14 protein-coding genes, 2 tRNA genes and 1 pseudogene are annotated in these 15,629 nt (G+C 72.1%); 9 read left to right on the forward strand and 8 right to left on the reverse strand.

The window, feature by feature from the left end:
- Positions 1-705 precede the first annotated feature (705 nt).
- On the forward strand, positions 706-1,239 hold the full coding sequence (locus tag ACIBPB_RS31900; RefSeq protein WP_396842999.1) for a YbhB/YbcL family Raf kinase inhibitor-like protein: 534 nt from the start codon (positions 706-708) through the stop codon (positions 1,237-1,239).
- 42 nt (positions 1,240-1,281) lie between these two features.
- Here ACIBPB_RS31900 and ACIBPB_RS31905 read toward each other — a convergent pair whose 3' ends face one another.
- Positions 1,282-1,992, reverse strand: coding sequence for a class I SAM-dependent methyltransferase (locus tag ACIBPB_RS31905; protein ID WP_357329744.1), 711 nt, complete (start codon positions 1,990-1,992; stop codon positions 1,282-1,284).
- 210 nt (positions 1,993-2,202) lie between these two features.
- Here ACIBPB_RS31905 and ACIBPB_RS31910 point away from each other — a divergent pair, with 210 nt between their 5' ends.
- The gene (locus ACIBPB_RS31910) at positions 2,203-4,014 is read left to right on the forward strand and encodes a hypothetical protein (protein ID WP_396843000.1); all 1,812 of its coding nucleotides are present in this window, start codon (positions 2,203-2,205) and stop codon (positions 4,012-4,014) included.
- A gap of 75 nt (positions 4,015-4,089) precedes the next feature.
- Here the strand turns inward: ACIBPB_RS31910 and ACIBPB_RS31915 are convergent, their stop codons facing one another.
- Positions 4,090-4,872 (reverse strand): IucA/IucC family C-terminal-domain containing protein, encoded by a 783-nt coding sequence (locus ACIBPB_RS31915; RefSeq protein ID WP_396843034.1) that lies wholly within the window; start codon positions 4,870-4,872, stop codon positions 4,090-4,092.
- A gap of 319 nt (positions 4,873-5,191) precedes the next feature.
- On the opposite strand from ACIBPB_RS31915, the gene ACIBPB_RS31920 reads away from it, so the two are divergent.
- A complete protein-coding gene (locus ACIBPB_RS31920) occupies positions 5,192-6,718 on the forward strand; it encodes a peptide deformylase (protein WP_396843001.1) in 1,527 nt (508 codons plus the stop codon).
- A 134-nt stretch (positions 6,719-6,852) separates the two neighbouring features.
- Here the strand turns inward: ACIBPB_RS31920 and ACIBPB_RS31925 are convergent, their stop codons facing one another.
- Entirely contained in the window at positions 6,853-7,974 is a 1,122-nt protein-coding gene (locus ACIBPB_RS31925) for a globin domain-containing protein (RefSeq protein ID WP_396843002.1), read from the reverse strand.
- 145 nt (positions 7,975-8,119) lie between these two features.
- Between ACIBPB_RS31925 and ACIBPB_RS31930 the strand changes: the two genes are divergently transcribed.
- Positions 8,120-8,893 (forward strand): CPBP family intramembrane glutamic endopeptidase, encoded by a 774-nt coding sequence (locus tag ACIBPB_RS31930; protein WP_396843003.1) that lies wholly within the window; start codon positions 8,120-8,122, stop codon positions 8,891-8,893.
- Between the two features lie 9 nt (positions 8,894-8,902).
- Here ACIBPB_RS31930 and ACIBPB_RS31935 read toward each other — a convergent pair whose 3' ends face one another.
- Positions 8,903-9,580 (reverse strand): hypothetical protein, encoded by a 678-nt coding sequence (locus ACIBPB_RS31935; RefSeq protein ID WP_396843004.1) that lies wholly within the window; start codon positions 9,578-9,580, stop codon positions 8,903-8,905.
- Between ACIBPB_RS31935 and ACIBPB_RS31940 the strand changes: the two genes are divergently transcribed.
- From ACIBPB_RS31940 to ACIBPB_RS31955, 4 genes are all read left to right on the forward strand, one after another.
- Positions 9,494-10,918, forward strand: coding sequence for a pentapeptide repeat-containing protein (locus ACIBPB_RS31940; protein ID WP_396843005.1), 1,425 nt, complete (start codon positions 9,494-9,496; stop codon positions 10,916-10,918). The genes ACIBPB_RS31935 and ACIBPB_RS31940 overlap by 87 nt on opposite strands.
- A gap of 119 nt (positions 10,919-11,037) precedes the next feature.
- Positions 11,038-11,128: transfer RNA gene (locus ACIBPB_RS31945), tRNA-Ser, on the forward strand.
- A gap of 36 nt (positions 11,129-11,164) precedes the next feature.
- Positions 11,165-11,237 (forward strand) — tRNA-Arg (locus ACIBPB_RS31950).
- A 642-nt stretch (positions 11,238-11,879) separates the two neighbouring features.
- Entirely contained in the window at positions 11,880-12,122 is a 243-nt protein-coding gene (locus tag ACIBPB_RS31955) for a hypothetical protein (protein ID WP_396843006.1), read from the forward strand.
- A gap of 107 nt (positions 12,123-12,229) precedes the next feature.
- Here ACIBPB_RS31955 and ACIBPB_RS31960 read toward each other — a convergent pair whose 3' ends face one another.
- From ACIBPB_RS31960 to ACIBPB_RS31975, 4 genes and pseudogenes are all read right to left on the reverse strand, one after another.
- A complete protein-coding gene (locus ACIBPB_RS31960) occupies positions 12,230-12,508 on the reverse strand; it encodes a hypothetical protein (RefSeq protein ID WP_396843007.1) in 279 nt (92 codons plus the stop codon).
- 2 nt (positions 12,509-12,510) lie between these two features.
- Positions 12,511-12,678, reverse strand: coding sequence for a hypothetical protein (locus tag ACIBPB_RS31965; RefSeq protein ID WP_396843008.1), 168 nt, complete (start codon positions 12,676-12,678; stop codon positions 12,511-12,513).
- A gap of 55 nt (positions 12,679-12,733) precedes the next feature.
- A complete protein-coding gene (locus ACIBPB_RS31970) occupies positions 12,734-13,360 on the reverse strand; it encodes a transposase (RefSeq protein WP_396843009.1) in 627 nt (208 codons plus the stop codon).
- 41 nt (positions 13,361-13,401) lie between these two features.
- Positions 13,402-13,551 (reverse strand): annotated as a pseudogene (locus ACIBPB_RS31975) (transposase); the annotation flags it as partial.
- 440 nt (positions 13,552-13,991) lie between these two features.
- On the opposite strand from ACIBPB_RS31975, the gene ACIBPB_RS31980 reads away from it, so the two are divergent.
- Positions 13,992-15,266, forward strand: a complete 1,275-nt coding sequence (locus tag ACIBPB_RS31980) for an O-antigen ligase family protein (protein WP_396843010.1) — start codon at positions 13,992-13,994, stop codon at positions 15,264-15,266.
- The last annotated feature ends 363 nt before the right edge of the window (positions 15,267-15,629 follow it).

The raw sequence follows: 15,629 nt of genomic DNA on the forward strand, positions 1-15,629 counted from the left end.
TATGGGTGCCGGTGGTGTTCGAGGTGACGGTGCGGTCGGCCTCGGCGTGCGCGACGCCGGTCATGGTGGCCGAGACGGCAGCCAGCAGGACGGCGCTGGCGGCGGCGGCGAGCAGCCTGATCCGGGTACGCCCGCGGCGCTCGGGTAGGACGGGGTGGTTTTTCACGGCGTGCATCCCTCTCGTGGGGCAGCCCGAGGAACCCGGGCGGCAAGACACGACTCGACGCCGTCGTCGGCCGCGGGACGCGGCCGCCACGGACAGCGCCGGACCACGTCGCGGCGGCGCCGCTCGTGGTCTATGACGACCGAGGAACCAGCTCGCTACCGCAGCCCGGATCGGTAGCCGCTGAGGTTCATCGATGCTTGCATCATCGATCGGCCTCCCCGCGCTGTCAACAACTTCCGGAAGCCCACGGGAAGGGTCTCCGGTCGAGATTGGGCACTCACCCATGTTGAGCTGCCGATATCTGGCGGCTTACTCGATCGGTTCGAGGATGCGCCCACCGGCCGCCGGAGTGGCGACCGAGACTTGCGGAGGCGTCACCGGAAGTTTCGGCGCCGCTGGTCGGCCCGGCACGCCCCGGCCGCGTCCGACGTCCCGCCGCCGCGCGAGCAGGCCGGACCGCCCCTTCCGGTTCGATCGGGACCGGCGAAGGGGTATGAAGGGGCGCAGGACATTCGCGCGCACCCGGAAGGACCGTTTCGATGACCCTGGAACGACCGATCGCCCCGGACCCGTACGAGCTGCTGCCGACGGTGCCGTCGTTCAACCTCACCAGCGACGACGTGCACAACGGTGAGCCGATGGACGCGCGGCACGCGCACGGCAGCGCCGGCGGCGAGAATGTCTCCCCGCACCTGTCCTGGTCGGGCTTCCCGGACGAGACGAAGAGTTTCGTGGTGACCTGCTTCGACCCGGACGCCCCGACCGGTAGCGGCTTCTGGCACTGGGTGCTGGTGGACCTGCCGGCCGCGGTGACCGAGCTGCCCACCGGCGTGCGGGAGAGCGAGCTGGGCGGGGTGTTCAGCATCCGCAACGACTACGGCGACACCGGCTTCGGCGGCGCCGCCCCGCCGCCCGGCGACCGGCCGCACCGCTACGTCTTCGCGGTGCACGCGGTCGACGTGGAGCGGCTCGACGTCGGCCCGGGGGCCAGCCCGGCGTACGTCGGATTCAACCTGGCGTTCCACACCCTGGCCCGGGCGGTCATCCGCCCCACGTACCAGATCAAGGAGTGAGCCGGGGCGGGGAGGGGCCGACCGGGCCCCCTCCCCGCCGGGTCACTCGGGGACGCGGGCGACGGCGAAGACGGACTGCCCGAACGGCGGCCGGATCCGCTGCTCGGCGGCCTTGGTGGCGGGCAGCACCAGGGTGTCGTAGACCTTCACCATCGGGCCCTCCTTCGGCATCAGCCGGAAGACCTTGGTGGCCATGAAGTAGCCGATCAGGCCGAGCGCGTTCGCGTAGTGGATCTTCTCCACGGTGAGCCCGGCCTCGGTCATCGCCGCGGCGAGGCTCTTCTTGGTGTAGCGCCGGACGTGGCCGGTGGCGATGTCCGCGGGGCTCATCGCGAACTGGAACGCCGGCACGATGATGATCACGGCGCCGCCGGGCCGGACCAGCTCGCGCATGCTGCGCAGCGCGCCCACGTGGTCCTCGATGTGCTCCAGCACGTTGTACGACACCGCGGCGCTGTAGTCGCCGCGCTCGGAGTGCGGCAGCAGCATCTGGCGGACCTCGACGCCTGGACGGTCGGCGAGCCGCTCCTTGAGCCGGACGAGCCGGTCGGGGTCCGCCTCGGTGGCGGTGATCCGGGGCAGCTGCGCGGACCATTCCAGCGCGTAGTCGCCCAGGCCGCTGCCGATCTCGATGGGGTTGTCACCGAGGTATGGCACCGCCAGTTCGACGAACCACCTACGGTGGTTGACGGCCGTCGCCAAGCCCTCGAGAACCTCCGACTGGACGGCCTGATCCCCAGTGATTTCTGCCATGCGTCGATTCCTCACGATATGACTGACCCGCGCCTGGACCGACAAAGTCAACCATCCGGATGGATGGCGAGGGAATCGGGGCACCGGGGGTGGCCGAATTGCGGTCGGGGGAGGGCACGTGATCGGCGGTTGGCGAACCCGGCACATAGTACGCCAGTACCCCGAAACATGTCACGGCCCTGCCATACCCTGACTACGCTCTGAATTGTCATGACTACTCCTGAATCGGACGCTGCTCCCGATGGCGCCGCCGAGGACGGGCCCGGCGAGGGCGAACGGCTGCGGCAGGGGCGGTGGATCGACCTCGCCGCCGTGCTCAGCTTCGTCCTGCTCGCCTTCTGGGTGACCGCCCGGCTCTGGCTGGATCCCGCCGCGGAGGTCCGGGACAACCGCACCGATCAGGCCCAGTTCGAGTGGATGATGGCGCACGGCGCGCGCGTCCTGACCGATTTTGCCTATCCGTTCACGTCGGACCGGATGAATGTGCCGGACGGCGTCAATCTGATGGCAAATACGTCCGTATTATCCGTTTCATTGCCAATGACGCCGATCACCCTCCTCTTCGGGCCGCGTACCGCATTCCTGCTCTTCCTCACCCTGGGCATGGCCGCCACCGGCGTGGCCTGGTACTTCGTCCTTTCCCGAGTGCTGATCGGGTCCCGGGGCCCGGCCTGGCTCGGGGCCGGCTTCTGCGCCTTCGCGCCCGCGATGATCTCGCACGCCAACGCCCACCCCAACATCGTGAGCCAGTTCGTGGTGCCCCTGATCATCTGGCGGACGCTGCGCCTGACCGAGCCCGGCCGCTGGGCGCGCAACGGGGTGCTGCTCGGGCTGGTGGTGGTCTGGCAGTCCTTCCTCAACTTGGAGATCCTGCTGATGACGGCGATCGGGCTCGGGGTGGTGGTGCTCGCCCTCGCCCTCGGCCGCCCGGAGACCCGCCGGTCCGCCCGCACCTTCTTCGCCGGTCTGGCCGTGGCCGCCCTGGTCGCGCTGGTGCTGCTCGCGTACCCGCTCCACGTGCAGTTCTTCGGGCCCGGGGCGTACCAGGGGCTGTCGGAGCTGATCCGCGGTTACCGCACCGACCTGGCCTCGTACGTCGCCTGGTCCAGGGAGTCGCTGGCCGGGGACGCCCGGGGCAGCGTGTGGCTGGTCAAGAACGCCACCGAGGAGAACGCCTTCTTCGGCTGGCCGCTCGCCGTGCTCGCGGTGGCGCTGCTCTGGTGGCTACGGCGCAACGTCGTGGTGCTCGGTCTGGCCGCGGTCGGCGCCGTGTTCGTCCTCTTCTCCCTCGGCCGGGAGATCCGCTTCGACGGGCGGGACACCGGTGTCCCCGGTCCCTGGGCCGCGCTGGAGGACCTGCCGATCCTGCACTCCGTGGTGCCCACCCGCTGGTCGCTCGCGCTCACCCCGATCGTGGGGATCCTGCTGGCGCTCGGCGCGGAGCACGCCCGCCGGCTGGCCCGGCGCCACCCGGCCGCCCGTGGGCAGATCCGGTTCGCCACCACCACCGTGCTGACCATGGCGCTGCTGCCGCTCCTGCCCACCCCGCTGCCCGCGGTACGCCGGGAACCGACCCCCACCTTCATCACCTCCAGGGCCTGGCGTCCCTACCTGGCCGGCGGGCACAGCCTCGTCACGCTGCCGCTGCCGGACACCACGTACGCCGTCCCGCTGCGTTGGTCCGCCGAGACCCGGCTGGAGATGCCGCTGGCCCGGGGCTACTTTCTCTATCCCGACACCCGGCCCGGGGCCGGCCGGCAGGCGCTCTTCACCGCCCCGCCCCGCCCGACCAGCAGCTTCTTCACCCAGATCCGGAAGACCGACGCGGTGCCGCCGATCACCCCGCAGGACCGGGTGGCCGCCGTGGACGACCTGCGCTACTGGCGGGCCGGCGTGGTGCTCCTCGACCCCCGGCTGCACCAGGCCGGCGCGCTCCACCGAGGGATGACCGAGCTGACCGGCATCACGCCGACGTTCACCGGTGGGGTGTGGCTCTGGGACGTCCGGCCGCTGGTCGACTGAGCGCCGGCCACGGCCCCCGCCCGCGTACCGGGCTGCTCGTGGCCCGGGGCGTCCGGGGTCGGGCCGCCCGCCGGGTCAGGACGGCCGCAGGCAGCAGCCCTGGCAGATCTTCGGCCGGGGCAGGGTGAAGGCCAGGCAGCAGGTGCGCCGCTGCACCGTCGGCTCGCCGGCCGGGCCGGGAACCAGTTCCACCAGGTCGGCCAGGTCGAGCGCGGCGAGCAGCGTGCTGACGCTCGCGGCGGCCGAGCCGGGCAGCGCGTCCGAGGCGCGCAGCAGGCCGTGCGCGATGCCGGAGGCGACCGAGCCGAGCAGCGTACGGGTGCCGAGCCGGACCTCGGTCTGCAGCGCCGCGATCAGCGGCGCGAAGTGGGCGTCGAGCAGCGTGCCGCGCAGCGTGTCCAGCAGCGCCGCCTCGTCGGCGACCACCCGGACGTCCGGGTGGCCGGCGAGCGCCAGCGGGTCACCGGGCAGCACCGCGACCGTGGTCGAGCGGCGCAGCCCCAGGGTGAACAGCTGGCCCGGGTCCGCGAAGTGGAGCAGGACGTCGGCCGGGTCGGGCAGCGGCACCCGCCGGGCCGAGGCCCAGCCCAGCACCACCGGCAGCGCGGTCCAGTAGCTGTACGACTTCCAGGCCAGCGCGGCGCAGGCGTGCGGCGTACCGCCGAAGCGCCGGCCGGCGGCGGCCAGGAACTCGGGCAGCCGGGTGCCGTCGATCAGCCGGGCCGCCGGGAACCAGCGGGGCTCGTCGGTGTCGACCAGGAGGCCGGGCGCGAGCCCGGGCACGTCGTCGGTGCCGAACATGGCGCGCAGGGCGGCGGTCACCGGGGCGAGCGGCGCGGCGGCGTCCCGCGACGGCAGCACCGCTGTCACCTTGATCGGTCCCCTGTCTGGTGTCCCCACCACTCGACATCCGTCATCCGGCAGCTAAGGCTAGCCTAACCACAGCTGGGGGTCCGGGGGAAGTCGACTCAGGGGTCCGGAGAAGAGGTGCCGGTCACGTCCCGCGCCGGGTACTACCCGGTCGCACCGGCCGGAAACGCCGGCGGGCGGGTGGGGAGACGGCGCAAGAATCGACGCCCACCGCTGAATTGTCAAGGTGAATGTCGAATATGAGTCACTTTCCGTACACGTTCGGCCACCAGACGTGAAAATGGTGCTCCCGCGTACGAGGAAGCCGATGTCGACCTCCCCCATCGAGCGTGCCGCCGACTCGTTCGCGGCTGAGCTCGCCCGGCACCGCACCGGCCGAGGGCTGTCCAAGAAGCAGTTGGCGACCCTGATGGGCTTCGACCCGTCGTACGTCAGCCACGTCGAGGGGCGCCGGCACCGGCCCACCGAGGACTTCGCCCGGCGGGCCGAGGCCGTCCTGGAGGCCAGCGGCGCGATCTGGCAGCGCTACCGGGAGTACGACGAACTGCGGCACGGGCGCTCCGGCGCGCACCGCGACCCGCCGGTCCCCGGGCAGTGGCTGCCACCCGGCACCGGCCTCGTGGTCGAGCGGGAATCCGCCACCCTCACCCACAGCGACGAGGGCTACCACTGCGTGATCCGGCGGGAGCTCTACAACGCCGGCACCGAACCGGTCACCCGCTACCTGGTCCGGGTCGCCGTCGACCGCTACCCCAACGACCCCGGCCGCTCCAACCGCCACCACCGGGAGCACCCGCTCACCTTCGCCGAGCTGCAACTCGAGGCGTACCGGGACGACGGCGGCGGGCGCGAGCCGATGCACTGGCGGGCCAAGCACGACCGGGACGCGTTCAAGGAGATCTGGCTGCTGTTCGAGAACGCCGAGGGCCGCTTCCCGCTCTACCCCGGCGACCGGGTGACCATCGAGTACGCCTACCGGGTCGGGCGGGACAAGTGGGGCCCCTGGTTCCAGCGGGCCGTACGCCTGCCCACCCGGCACCTCTCCGTCCAGCTCGACCTGCCGGCGGAGCTCGATCCCAAGGTGTGGGGGGCGGAAACCTCCCTCTCGTCCGAGGAGGGGCCGCTGCGTACCCCGGTGCAGCGGCACGACCGGGACGGCCGGGCGATCTACGAGTGGGCCACCGACGACCCGCCGTTGAACGCCCGCTACCGGCTCCAGTGGCGCTTCCGCAGCCTGCCGCCGGACGCCGAACCGGACGGCACCGGCCCGGACGGCCGGGTCCGGGCCAGCGACCGGATGCGCGGCATCGGCATCGTCCAGCGCGGCGACGACCTGCTCCGGCAGCCCGCCCGCCAGTTCGACCTGCCGCGCCAGGAACGGATCGCCCGGGACGTCGTCGACCGGCTCTCCGCCGTCCTGGTCCGCCTCGACGAGTTGCACCCGTTCAGCAAGGGGGTCGGGATCGCCGCGCCGCAGCTCGGCCTCGGCTGGGCCGCCGCCCTGGTCCGCCCCGCCGACCGGGCCGCCGAACCGGTCGTCCTGCTCAACCCCCGGATCGTCGACAGCGCCGCGGAGACCGACGAGCAGTACGAGGGCTGCCTCTCCTTCTTCGACCACCGCGGCCTGGTGCCCCGGCCGCTGCGGATCGACGTGGAACACGCCCAGTGGGACGGCAGCCGCGTGATCACGTCCTTCGAGTACGCGATGGCCCGGCTGGTCGCCCACGAGATCGACCACCTGGAGGGACACCTCTACGTGGACCGGATGATCCCCGGTGTGCCGCTGGTGCCGGTCGAGGAGTACCGCGACACCGGCCACCCCTGGCGCTACTGACCCCTCCCGGCACCGCCGCCGGCCCCCGGTGCGGGGGCCGGTTGCCGGCCCGGCCCACGCACCGGAGTACGGGGTGCCGGGTCGCGTGCCCCAGGGGGCAGGGGCACGCGACCCGGCTCGGGGGGGAGGAACGGCTATCGGGCGGCGAAGGTGTCGTAGCGGATGTGATCCGGCGGCACGTCGTCGGCGGCGAGCGCGCGCAGGGTGGCCCGGACCATCGGGGCCGAGCCGGAGACGTAACAGTCGTGCGTGGTCCACGGGCCGTACCGGGTCACCACGTCGGAGATGTCGCCCAGCTCGCCGTCGAAGTCCGGATCCTCGCTGCACGCCGGGGTGACTGACAGCCACGGATGGGCGGCGACCAGTTCCTCCAGGCCGGTCAGCCCGTACAGCTCCGCCGGACGGCGGGCGCCGTAGAAGACGTGCACCCAACGGGTCCGGTTGACCTTGGTCAGCTCCTCCACCAGTGCCTTGACCGGCGCCAGCCCCACCCCGCCGGCCACGCAGAGGACGTCCCGGGTCGACGACCGGTCCAGCGTCATCGACCCCATCGGAGCGGCCACCCGCAGCAGGTCACCCGGCCTGGTCCGGCGGACCAGCGCCCCGGACACCCAACCCGCCGCGCCGGCCGGCGTCCGGACGTGGAACTCCAGCACGTTGTCGTCGTTCGGGGCGTTCGCCACCGAGTACGTCCGCCACACCCGCGGGTGGTAGCGGGGCACCTCGACGCTGACGTACTGCCCGGCCTGCCAGGTCAACGGGTGCTGAAGGGCCCGGACGGTCAGCACCGCGGTGTCCGGCCCGTGCCGCTCGTGGGTCAGCACCTCGGCGTGCCAGAACGGCGGGTTCCCGTCCGCGGCCGCCCCGGCGAGCATCCGCTCGGTGATGCTCGCGTACGCCTCCCGCCACGCCTGGTCGAACTCCAGGTTCCAGCCGTCCCCGGCGGTGCTGCGCAGCGCGTCCAGCAGGGCGACGCCCATGGTCGCGTAGTGCCCCGCCTCGACGTGGTACTTGCGGTGGTCCCGGCCCAACGCCCGCAGGTACTCGTCGAAGCTCTCCGGGTCGTCGACCGTCTGGGTCGCGGTGACGATCGCCTCCAGGATCCGGTCGCCCTGCCCGTTCATCTGCACCGGGAAGAGCTTGCGCAGCTCCGGGTCGAGGAGGAACAGCCGGGCGTAGAAGTGACCGCTCAGCCGCTCCCGGTCTTCCTCGACCAGGGTCCAGCTCTCCTTCAACAGCCGCGCGAAGTTCTCCACGGGGGCACGCTCCTTCTCCTGACGGCCGGATCGGCCCCCATAGAATCTCCACGGAGCGTGCACACCGGTCGCACACAATGTGCGATCGATTCATCCCCTGCCGGAGGCGGTGCCGGCCGGCCGCCGCGTGCGGCACAGTGGTCCGGTGACGGTTGACGAGCTCACCCGCCCGGTGTCCCGCCGGACGCTGGGCACCGAGACGCTGCTGGTGCTCGGTCTCTCCCTCGGCCAGTCGGCGGTGTACGCCCTGGTCTCGCTGATCGCCAAGCTGACCGCCGCGGGCGGGCTGTCGAAGCAGACCGCGGCGCTGAACACCTCAGCCTCGGCCCGGCCGTACCTCGACCTCACCTACCAGCTCCTCGGGATCGGCTTCGCGCTGCTGCCGGTGCTGCTCGCCGTACACCTGCTGGCCCGGGATCCCGGCGACCCGGCCCGGACCCTCGGGGTGGACCTGCGCCGGCCCGGTTCGGACCTGGCCCGCGGCGCCGGGCTCGCCGCCCTCATCGGCCTGCCCGGGCTGGCGCTGTTCTGGGCGGCCGCGCAGCTCGGCGTCAACGCCACCCTGGTGCCGGCCGCCCTGCCGCACCTCTGGTGGGCGGTCCCGGTGCTGATCCTCGCCGCCGTGCAGAACGCCGTGCTGGAGGAGGTGATCGTGGTCGGCTACCTGGTCACCCGGCTGGGGCAGCTGCGCTGGCGGATCGCCGCCGTGGTCGCCGCCAGCGCGGTGCTGCGCGGCTCGTACCACCTCTACCAGGGCTTCGGCGCGTTCGTCGGCAATGCGGTGATGGGCGTGATCTTCAGCCTGTTCTTCCTGCGTACCCGCCGGGTCGCCCCGTTGATCGTCGCGCACACCCTGCTCGACGTGGTCGCCTTCGTCGGCTACGCGGCGCTGCCCCGCTCCTGGTTCGACTGGCTCTGACCGGGGCGCTCAGCGACCACGGGCCGGCCGGTAGCGGGCGATGGCCCGGGCGGCCAGCCGCTGCGCCGCGGCCGCGTCGCCCGCCGCGGCGGTGAGCACCGCCGCGCCCGGCAGCAGCCGGGACGCCAGCCGCAACCCCAACCAGCCGCCGGCCTGCGCCGCGAGCGGCGTCGCCAGCCGCCACGCCGCCTCGGCCGCCCGCGGCCACGGCCCGTCCGTCGACGGACCCACCGACCGGACCGCCGCCAGGGCCGCCCGGGCGGTGCCCACGTCGGGATGCACCTGCGTCAGCACCAGCAGTTCGGCCACCCGGTCCGGGTCGGCCGGATCATGGCCGTGCACGGCGGCCAGGTGCAGCACCAGGTTGGCCTGGGTCCAGAGCACCGCCGTCAGCTCCACCGCCGGCGCGAGCAGCCCCGCGCCCGCGGCGAGCGCCCCACCCGCGCCGGCCAGCCGGACGAACCGCCGGGTGGCCAGCCGGGCCAGCCCGTCGGCGTCCGCCGCCGGGTAGGCCTCGCGGGTCCGCCGTACCCAGTCGGCGGCGCGCGGCCCCAGCGCGTCCACCGCCGCGATGGCCAGCAACTCCGGGGCGAAGCCCGGATGATCGAGCAGGCGCGCGCCGACGGCCCGCCAGCCCTCCCCAGCGGTACGCCTCGACGTGACCTCGCTCAGCGGGACGGTGACCACCTCCCGCCGGTCCGGCTGCCCGGCGGCTGCCGGCTCCGGCGCTGCCGGCTCCGGCGCTGCCGGCTCCGGCGCTGCCGGCTCGGGGGCTGCCGGCTCGGGGGCTGCCGGCTCGGGGGCTGCCGGTTCGGGGGCTGCCGGTTCGGGGGCTGCCGGCTCCGGCATCGCGGTGCTGGCGGGCTCGACGGCCGCGATCGACGGATCGGGCGCTGGGCTGCCCTGGTCCTGAGCGGTGTCGAGCTGGCCGGTCGGGACGGGCGCGGGCCCGGTGACGAGCTGCGCATCGGCCGGCTGCGCGGGGGGTACCGACTGCCGCGCGGTAGCGGTCTTCCGGGCCGGGGCGGCGGTCGCCTTCGGGGCCTTCGTCACCCGGCGGGCGGGGGGTGGGGTCTGCGGCTCGTCCGGGACCTCGGGCGGGGTCGTGGCGGCCTTCCGGGGCGCTCTTTTGGTGGCCTTCGTGGCCTTTCGGGCCGGCCTCGGCGCCGCTGGCGCCGCCGCCTCGGCCGACTCTCGCGTATCCGTCGGGGTGGCCTCCTGGGCCAGGGCCGTCTCCTGAGCCGGGGCCGCCTCTTCGGCCGGCGGTGCCCCCTCAGCCGGAGTCGCGGTACCGGCCGGGCCGATTGTCTCGGTCCGGATCGTCGCCTCGGTCTCGTCCACCGCGGGCTCCGGCTGGCCCGGCTCCGCCGCCTCGGCTTGGACCATCCCCTCGGTCGGCGTGCTGGTCGACGGCGTCGCCTTCTTCGCGGGCGGTGCCTTCTTCGCCGGGGCGCTGCTCGTCGCTTGTGCCGTCCGGGCGGCGGGCGTGCGGCGGGGCCGCTTCGGGGCACCCTCGACAGCCGGTCCGGTGGCGGCCGGACCCGGCCGCTGGTCAGGGCTCACCGCCCCGACAGCCGAATCGGGGGCGTCCCCCGCCTCGCCGAGCGACGCATCGCCGGCGGCCCGGACCTGATCGGAAGCATCGTCGCCGCCGGTCCGGGCGTCAGCGGAACCGGCACCACCTACGGCCCGCGCGCCACCAGGTGCGTCGTCGCCGGTCCGCACGGCACCGGAGGGGTCCTCGCCGGCCGTCCGGGCGGGCGGAGGGGATGGCGGCGTGGCGGCCGGCGCGGGGGTGCTGGCCCGGGCCGGGTCGGGCGGCTGGAAGAGCACGGTGGGGGCGGTCCGGGCCCGCCGGGGGCGGGGCGGCGTCGCCCGCTCCGCTGGCACCGGGTCCGCAGGGGCCTCGGGTGCCGGGGGCGGAGTGAAGGTCGGCTTGGTGGAGCGGCTCCGCCGGGCGTCGGCGGCGGGCTCGCGACGGGGCGGATCGCTCGGCGGCTGCTCCTGCATATCGATGGAGCGTAGTCGCGGACGTGACGTCGCACACGACGGAAACGCAGCGGCTGAGCGGCGGACCGGTAGTCGCTTTGCCCCGGGTGGGGGCGGACCTGTATCCTCGGGCGCGGTGGTCTCCGGGCCACCGAGGAGACTTCGCCTAGTCTGGTCTATGGCGCCGCACTGCTAATGCGGTTGGGGTCTTAAAGCCCCTCCCGGGTTCGAATCCCGGAGTCTCCGCGCGAAAGCCGGGTGTGTAGACTGGCCGAGCAACAAGCGCCCGTAGCTCAATGGATAGAGCATCTGACTACGGATCAGAAGGTTAGGGGTTCGAGTCCCTTCGGGCGCGCAACGTGATCAAGGCCGTGACCAGGCAAAACGCCGGTCATGGCCTTGAATCTCTCCCAGCATATGACGTGATCTTCCACCATGTGGGAGGGTGGTGCTCCGTTGGTGCTTCAAAGTTTGGGTGCCGTCCGAGGGGCGGTTCGTGCGCGTGGGTGTTGGCCAGTGCGGGTGCGTGCCGCCCCGTCTGGATCATGGCTGAGGCGCTCGTCGGCTGATCGTGGACGGGTGTCCACTGTGATCGGCCGTGTGGATCTTAGTGGTGGCGGTTGCTTCGGGGCGTCGCGGTTCGGTGCTGAGCTGGGTCGGTCCCGTGGCGTGGGCGGGGCGGCGCGGTCGGCTGGGGGCGGGTGGTTGGTGGTGACGATCGTGTCGTCCGCGCGCATCTGATTGCGGCGCGGGTGATCTGGCGGCGTGGTAGGGACGAGGCGTCCGACCGGGAAGGTTGAACGGTGGCACGGCAGCCGAAGCCACCCGCGTCACGGCGAGCCGGTTGCTTGATCGAGGCCCGCGCATGCGGTGACGTTGGCACGCGACACGGCGCGGCCGACCGTATGGGCCGGTCGGGCTGAGGCCTTGGGGCCGGCTGGGCTCTGTCCTGCCGATCTTGAGGTATCTGCGTTGAGACTGCAGCTGGGGTTCGGCCGTGGTCGTGGTCAACATGGTGGAGAAGTTCGGCGCGGACGGCTTCCTGGAGCGGTCCTGGGGTCTGCCATCAGACGTCGTAGGGCCACTACGCGCCCACGTCGACGTGACGCCGGAGGGTTGGGTCATGGACATGTGGCCGATGACGGCAGAGATCGCTGCGATCGTGCAGCCTTGGGTCGACGAGCCGATTGTTGTGGGATCGGATACGTGGTTCGTCAGCTCTCGTCAGGTGGCCGCATAGGGCAGTCGATGTGATAAGGAAGCCACACGGTGGCGGCGATCAGGACGAGGCTGGCGGTAGAGGGACGCGCGTTTTGTCCTCACCTTCGACCTCGAAGTGCAGCGTGGTCACGTGGTAGAGCACGATCGCCAAGCTCCACCCTGGGTGGCGTGCCGGTGACAGGCCTGCGCGATCACGGTTCGGTAGTCACGCTCGACCACGCGCTTGAGGCAGCGCATGAACGTCACCCGATGCGGTGAGGCGACCCCGATCTCGGTCAGCACACGCACGGTGTCCGCCTTGCTGGTCCGCTCGATCACCCGAGCCAGCACCAGCGCCCGGAACGCGTTATCGCCGAGACGATCCAGGCCGAGGTCGTCGTACAGGCCGTTCAGGACCTCCCACAAGATCAGCAGGACGTGCCCACGACCACCGCGGATGTCCCGGCCGCGCTTGCCCCGGCGTCGTCCAGGTCCAGGACCAACTGCCCAGCATGACGGCGTTTCTCGGCGACCTGCAGCAGCAGCGCCAACTCATCGTCGGTATGGGCCGAGCCGATGTGCTCGATGCTCAGCACCCGTCGGCCTCGCTTGTGCACGATCTGCACCGCGGTCGGTCGCGGTCGCCTGCGACTACCAGAGCCAGACCGGTTTCGCGGTGGCGCCGCTGGGCAGCCGGTCGACCTGGAGCAGGATCACGGTGCCCTCGATGATCGGCAGCGGGCCGTGCTGGGCGGTCCAGGCGGTGCGGTGGGTCAGCCTGGGGTGCAGCCTGTGCCAGGCCCGCGCGGTGACGGTGCCGTAGAGACGGATGTCGGTGGTCGTGGCCGCATCGGGGGCGGTCCAGCTGCCCGGGTCACCGAAAATGAACTCGCCGCCATGGCGTCGTGGTCGGCCGGTGGTGCCGGGTAGCCGGGGTGGCGCGGGCCGGCGCAGCAGCCGGTCGGAACGCATCCGCACCAGAACCTGAACGGGAAGGTCGGCCAGCAGGAACGCCAGCCGGGGCCCGTCGTAGCCGGCGTCCGCGACGATCCACATGTCCGGATCGTCTGGCTGCCACTGTCCGGCAGCGATCAGCTGCTGCACCACGTCGCGCAACTGGCCGGCGGTGACCGTGGCGGCGTTGTCGGGCGCCAGCCGGCGGGCGTGCAACGGTGTGGTCCAGGAGGTGCGCCCGGTCTCCAGGGCGGTGACGAACGAGTACGGCCAGCCCGCAAACCCGATGTGGGTGTCGTTGCCGCACCCCCGGAGGTATGGCAACCCACCCGCTGCGGGCAGGTGTGCGCCTCCGGCCGCAGCGAGCAGGTCACATCCGCCGCCAGGACGACCCGCCCGTCCGCGGCCCGCGGCAGCGGCACCACCGCCACCGTGGTCCGCAGCCGCGCGATGTCGATCCGGCCGCGCTTCAACGCCGTGTGCGACGAGCCGTGACCGCGCCGGTGCTCGCCCACAGCGACATCTCCACCAGAGATCGCACCGGCGCGTCACCGCACAGCAGCGCGTCGGCCAGCTCGAACAATGTCCCCGCGAGCGGTCACAGCGGTGGAACTCGCGCCGGAACGCGGCAAGCCGCCCGACCTCGTCGCTCGTCCCGACAATCGTGCACTCTGATCATCAGACAGCCCTTGGTTCGCGATCTTCTTCCCCAGACAAGAGGAATGATCGATCAAGGGCTGTCCCCATGATCAGCTGGGGTCGATGCCGCCGCCCAGCAGGTTGAAGTTCAAGTTAGCCGTTTCCGCTGGGCCCGGTAAGGTACTGGGTCGTGCCGATGACGCCGAGCAGCGCGCCCCGACCGGCAATCGGTCGGGTTCGTCTCGCTGCACTGCGCGCCCACCGATGGATCGGCGTCGCGACGGTCCCGGCGCAGCGGATTACCCGCCCCACCGGGATGCGGTTGCCGCTGTGGCCGCTCGCCGCGGTCTTCGGGCTGATGCCGCTGTGGTGGCTGCTCGGCGGCCTGCACCTGATGTGGCCTGCGGGCGGCCTGATCTTGGGCGTGGTGCTGCTCAGCCGCGGCCGCGTCCGGCTACCGACCGGAGCGGGCCTCTGGCTGCTGCTGCTGTCGATCGTGGTCATCAGCGTGGTGCGGCTGGACCGGGTCAGCGGTCTGCCGATGGCCCTCCTGCGGCTCGGGTTTCTGACCACCGCACTGATCGTGTACCTGTACGTCTACACCGCCGCCTGCGAGGGCGCTGCCTGGCAGCGGCTGTGCGCGCCGTTGGCCCTGTACTGGCTCGGCATGATCGCGCTGGGCTGGATCGGTGTGGTCAAGCCGACGTTCGCGATCACCACACCGACCGAGATTGCCCTGCCCGACGCCATCGTCGGCAACCGCGGACTGCGGGCCCTGGTGCACAGCCACGCCACCGAGTACAACCCGCTCAGCCGCAACCCGTACTACCGGACCGCCGCCCCGTACCCGTACACCAACAACTGGGGCACGGCGTTCGCCGTCCTGACCCCCTGCATGATGGCCTACCTTACCTCGGTACGTATTGGGACGCTGCGCACCGCGGTGCTCGTCTCCCTGCCGTTCGCGCTGGTACCGGCATTCATGACCCTCAACCGGGGCATGTTCATCGGCCTCGGCGGCGGACTGCTCTACCTCGCCCTGCGCGCACTGCTGCGCGGCGACGTCCGGCTGATCCTGTCCCTTACCGCGGTCGCGGTCCTGATCTGGATCGCCACCCTGCTCATCCCAGTCGGCGCGTTGATCTCCAACCGGGTGAACAACACCGACTCCACCACCGACCGGGCCGACCTGTACGTGCAGACCCTGCAGGCCGTCTGGCGCTCACCGCTGCTGGGCTACGGCGGACCCCGCATGGTCGACACCACCCAGGCCACCGAGCCGCTCGGCACCCAAGGCCAGCTGTGGCTGATTATCTACAGCTACGGCATCCCCGCCCTGCTACTCCTGCTCGCCTTCCTCGCGCTGATCGCCTGGCGCACCACCGCCGCGGTTAGCACCCCCGGCAAATGGCTCAGCGCCGTCCCGATGATCGCCCTGGTGATCACCCCGTTCTACGGCTACACCGACGTCAACCTTTCCCTGATGTTCTACGCCTTCGCCCTCGCCATCGCCGCCCTCGACGGCCCCATCAACCGCCAGCCGCCAACCCTCGCACGCAAGCCCGCCATGCCCGCCCCCGCGACCGGCTGACCAGCAAGCCCACGCGGCCTTCCGCAAAGTCGTCCATTCGAATCGACGCTGCCGTCGGACACGGTGCTTCTGCCGTCTCAGCGAGGGCCAGCGTGAACCACCAGAAATCGAGAGGCCCCGCTGCAGCGGCGCCTGCAGACCGATCGCGGCGGCCAGCTCCCGTGCTCCGACGCGCACACCGGACGAGCCGACATCCCGGCCTCGTTCACGAGCTCTACCGCGGCAAAGCCGCCGATCGTCTCTTGTCGAGGTCGATGAGATCCCCAGCGCGCAGACGCGTCCGGCTCTTCGGCCAGACCGATGCGGGGACTGACCCCGAGATGTCAGCCCAGCGATGGCCAGCTCATTCACGCACCTGGCCCA

It is taken from the genome of Micromonospora sp. NPDC049836 (assembly GCF_044465125.1).
In the GTDB taxonomy this organism is placed as follows: domain Bacteria; phylum Actinomycetota; class Actinomycetes; order Mycobacteriales; family Micromonosporaceae; genus Micromonospora.

Excerpts from the sequence above, each read along its gene's own strand:
- ACIBPB_RS31910 (WP_396843000.1), top strand. The coding sequence starts at position 2,203 with ATGACTACTCCTGAATCGGACGCTGCTCCCGATGGCGCCGCCGAGGAC.
- ACIBPB_RS31920 (WP_396843001.1), top strand. The coding sequence starts at position 5,192 with ATGTCGACCTCCCCCATCGAGCGTGCCGCCGACTCGTTCGCGGCTGAG.
- ACIBPB_RS31900 (WP_396842999.1), top strand. The coding sequence starts at position 706 with ATGACCCTGGAACGACCGATCGCCCCGGACCCGTACGAGCTGCTGCCG.
- ACIBPB_RS31940 (WP_396843005.1), top strand. The coding sequence starts at position 9,494 with ATGATCGAGCAGGCGCGCGCCGACGGCCCGCCAGCCCTCCCCAGCGGT.
- ACIBPB_RS31905 (WP_357329744.1), bottom strand. The coding sequence starts at position 1,992 with ATGGCAGAAATCACTGGGGATCAGGCCGTCCAGTCGGAGGTTCTCGAG.
- ACIBPB_RS31980 (WP_396843010.1), top strand. The coding sequence starts at position 13,992 with ATGCGGTTGCCGCTGTGGCCGCTCGCCGCGGTCTTCGGGCTGATGCCG.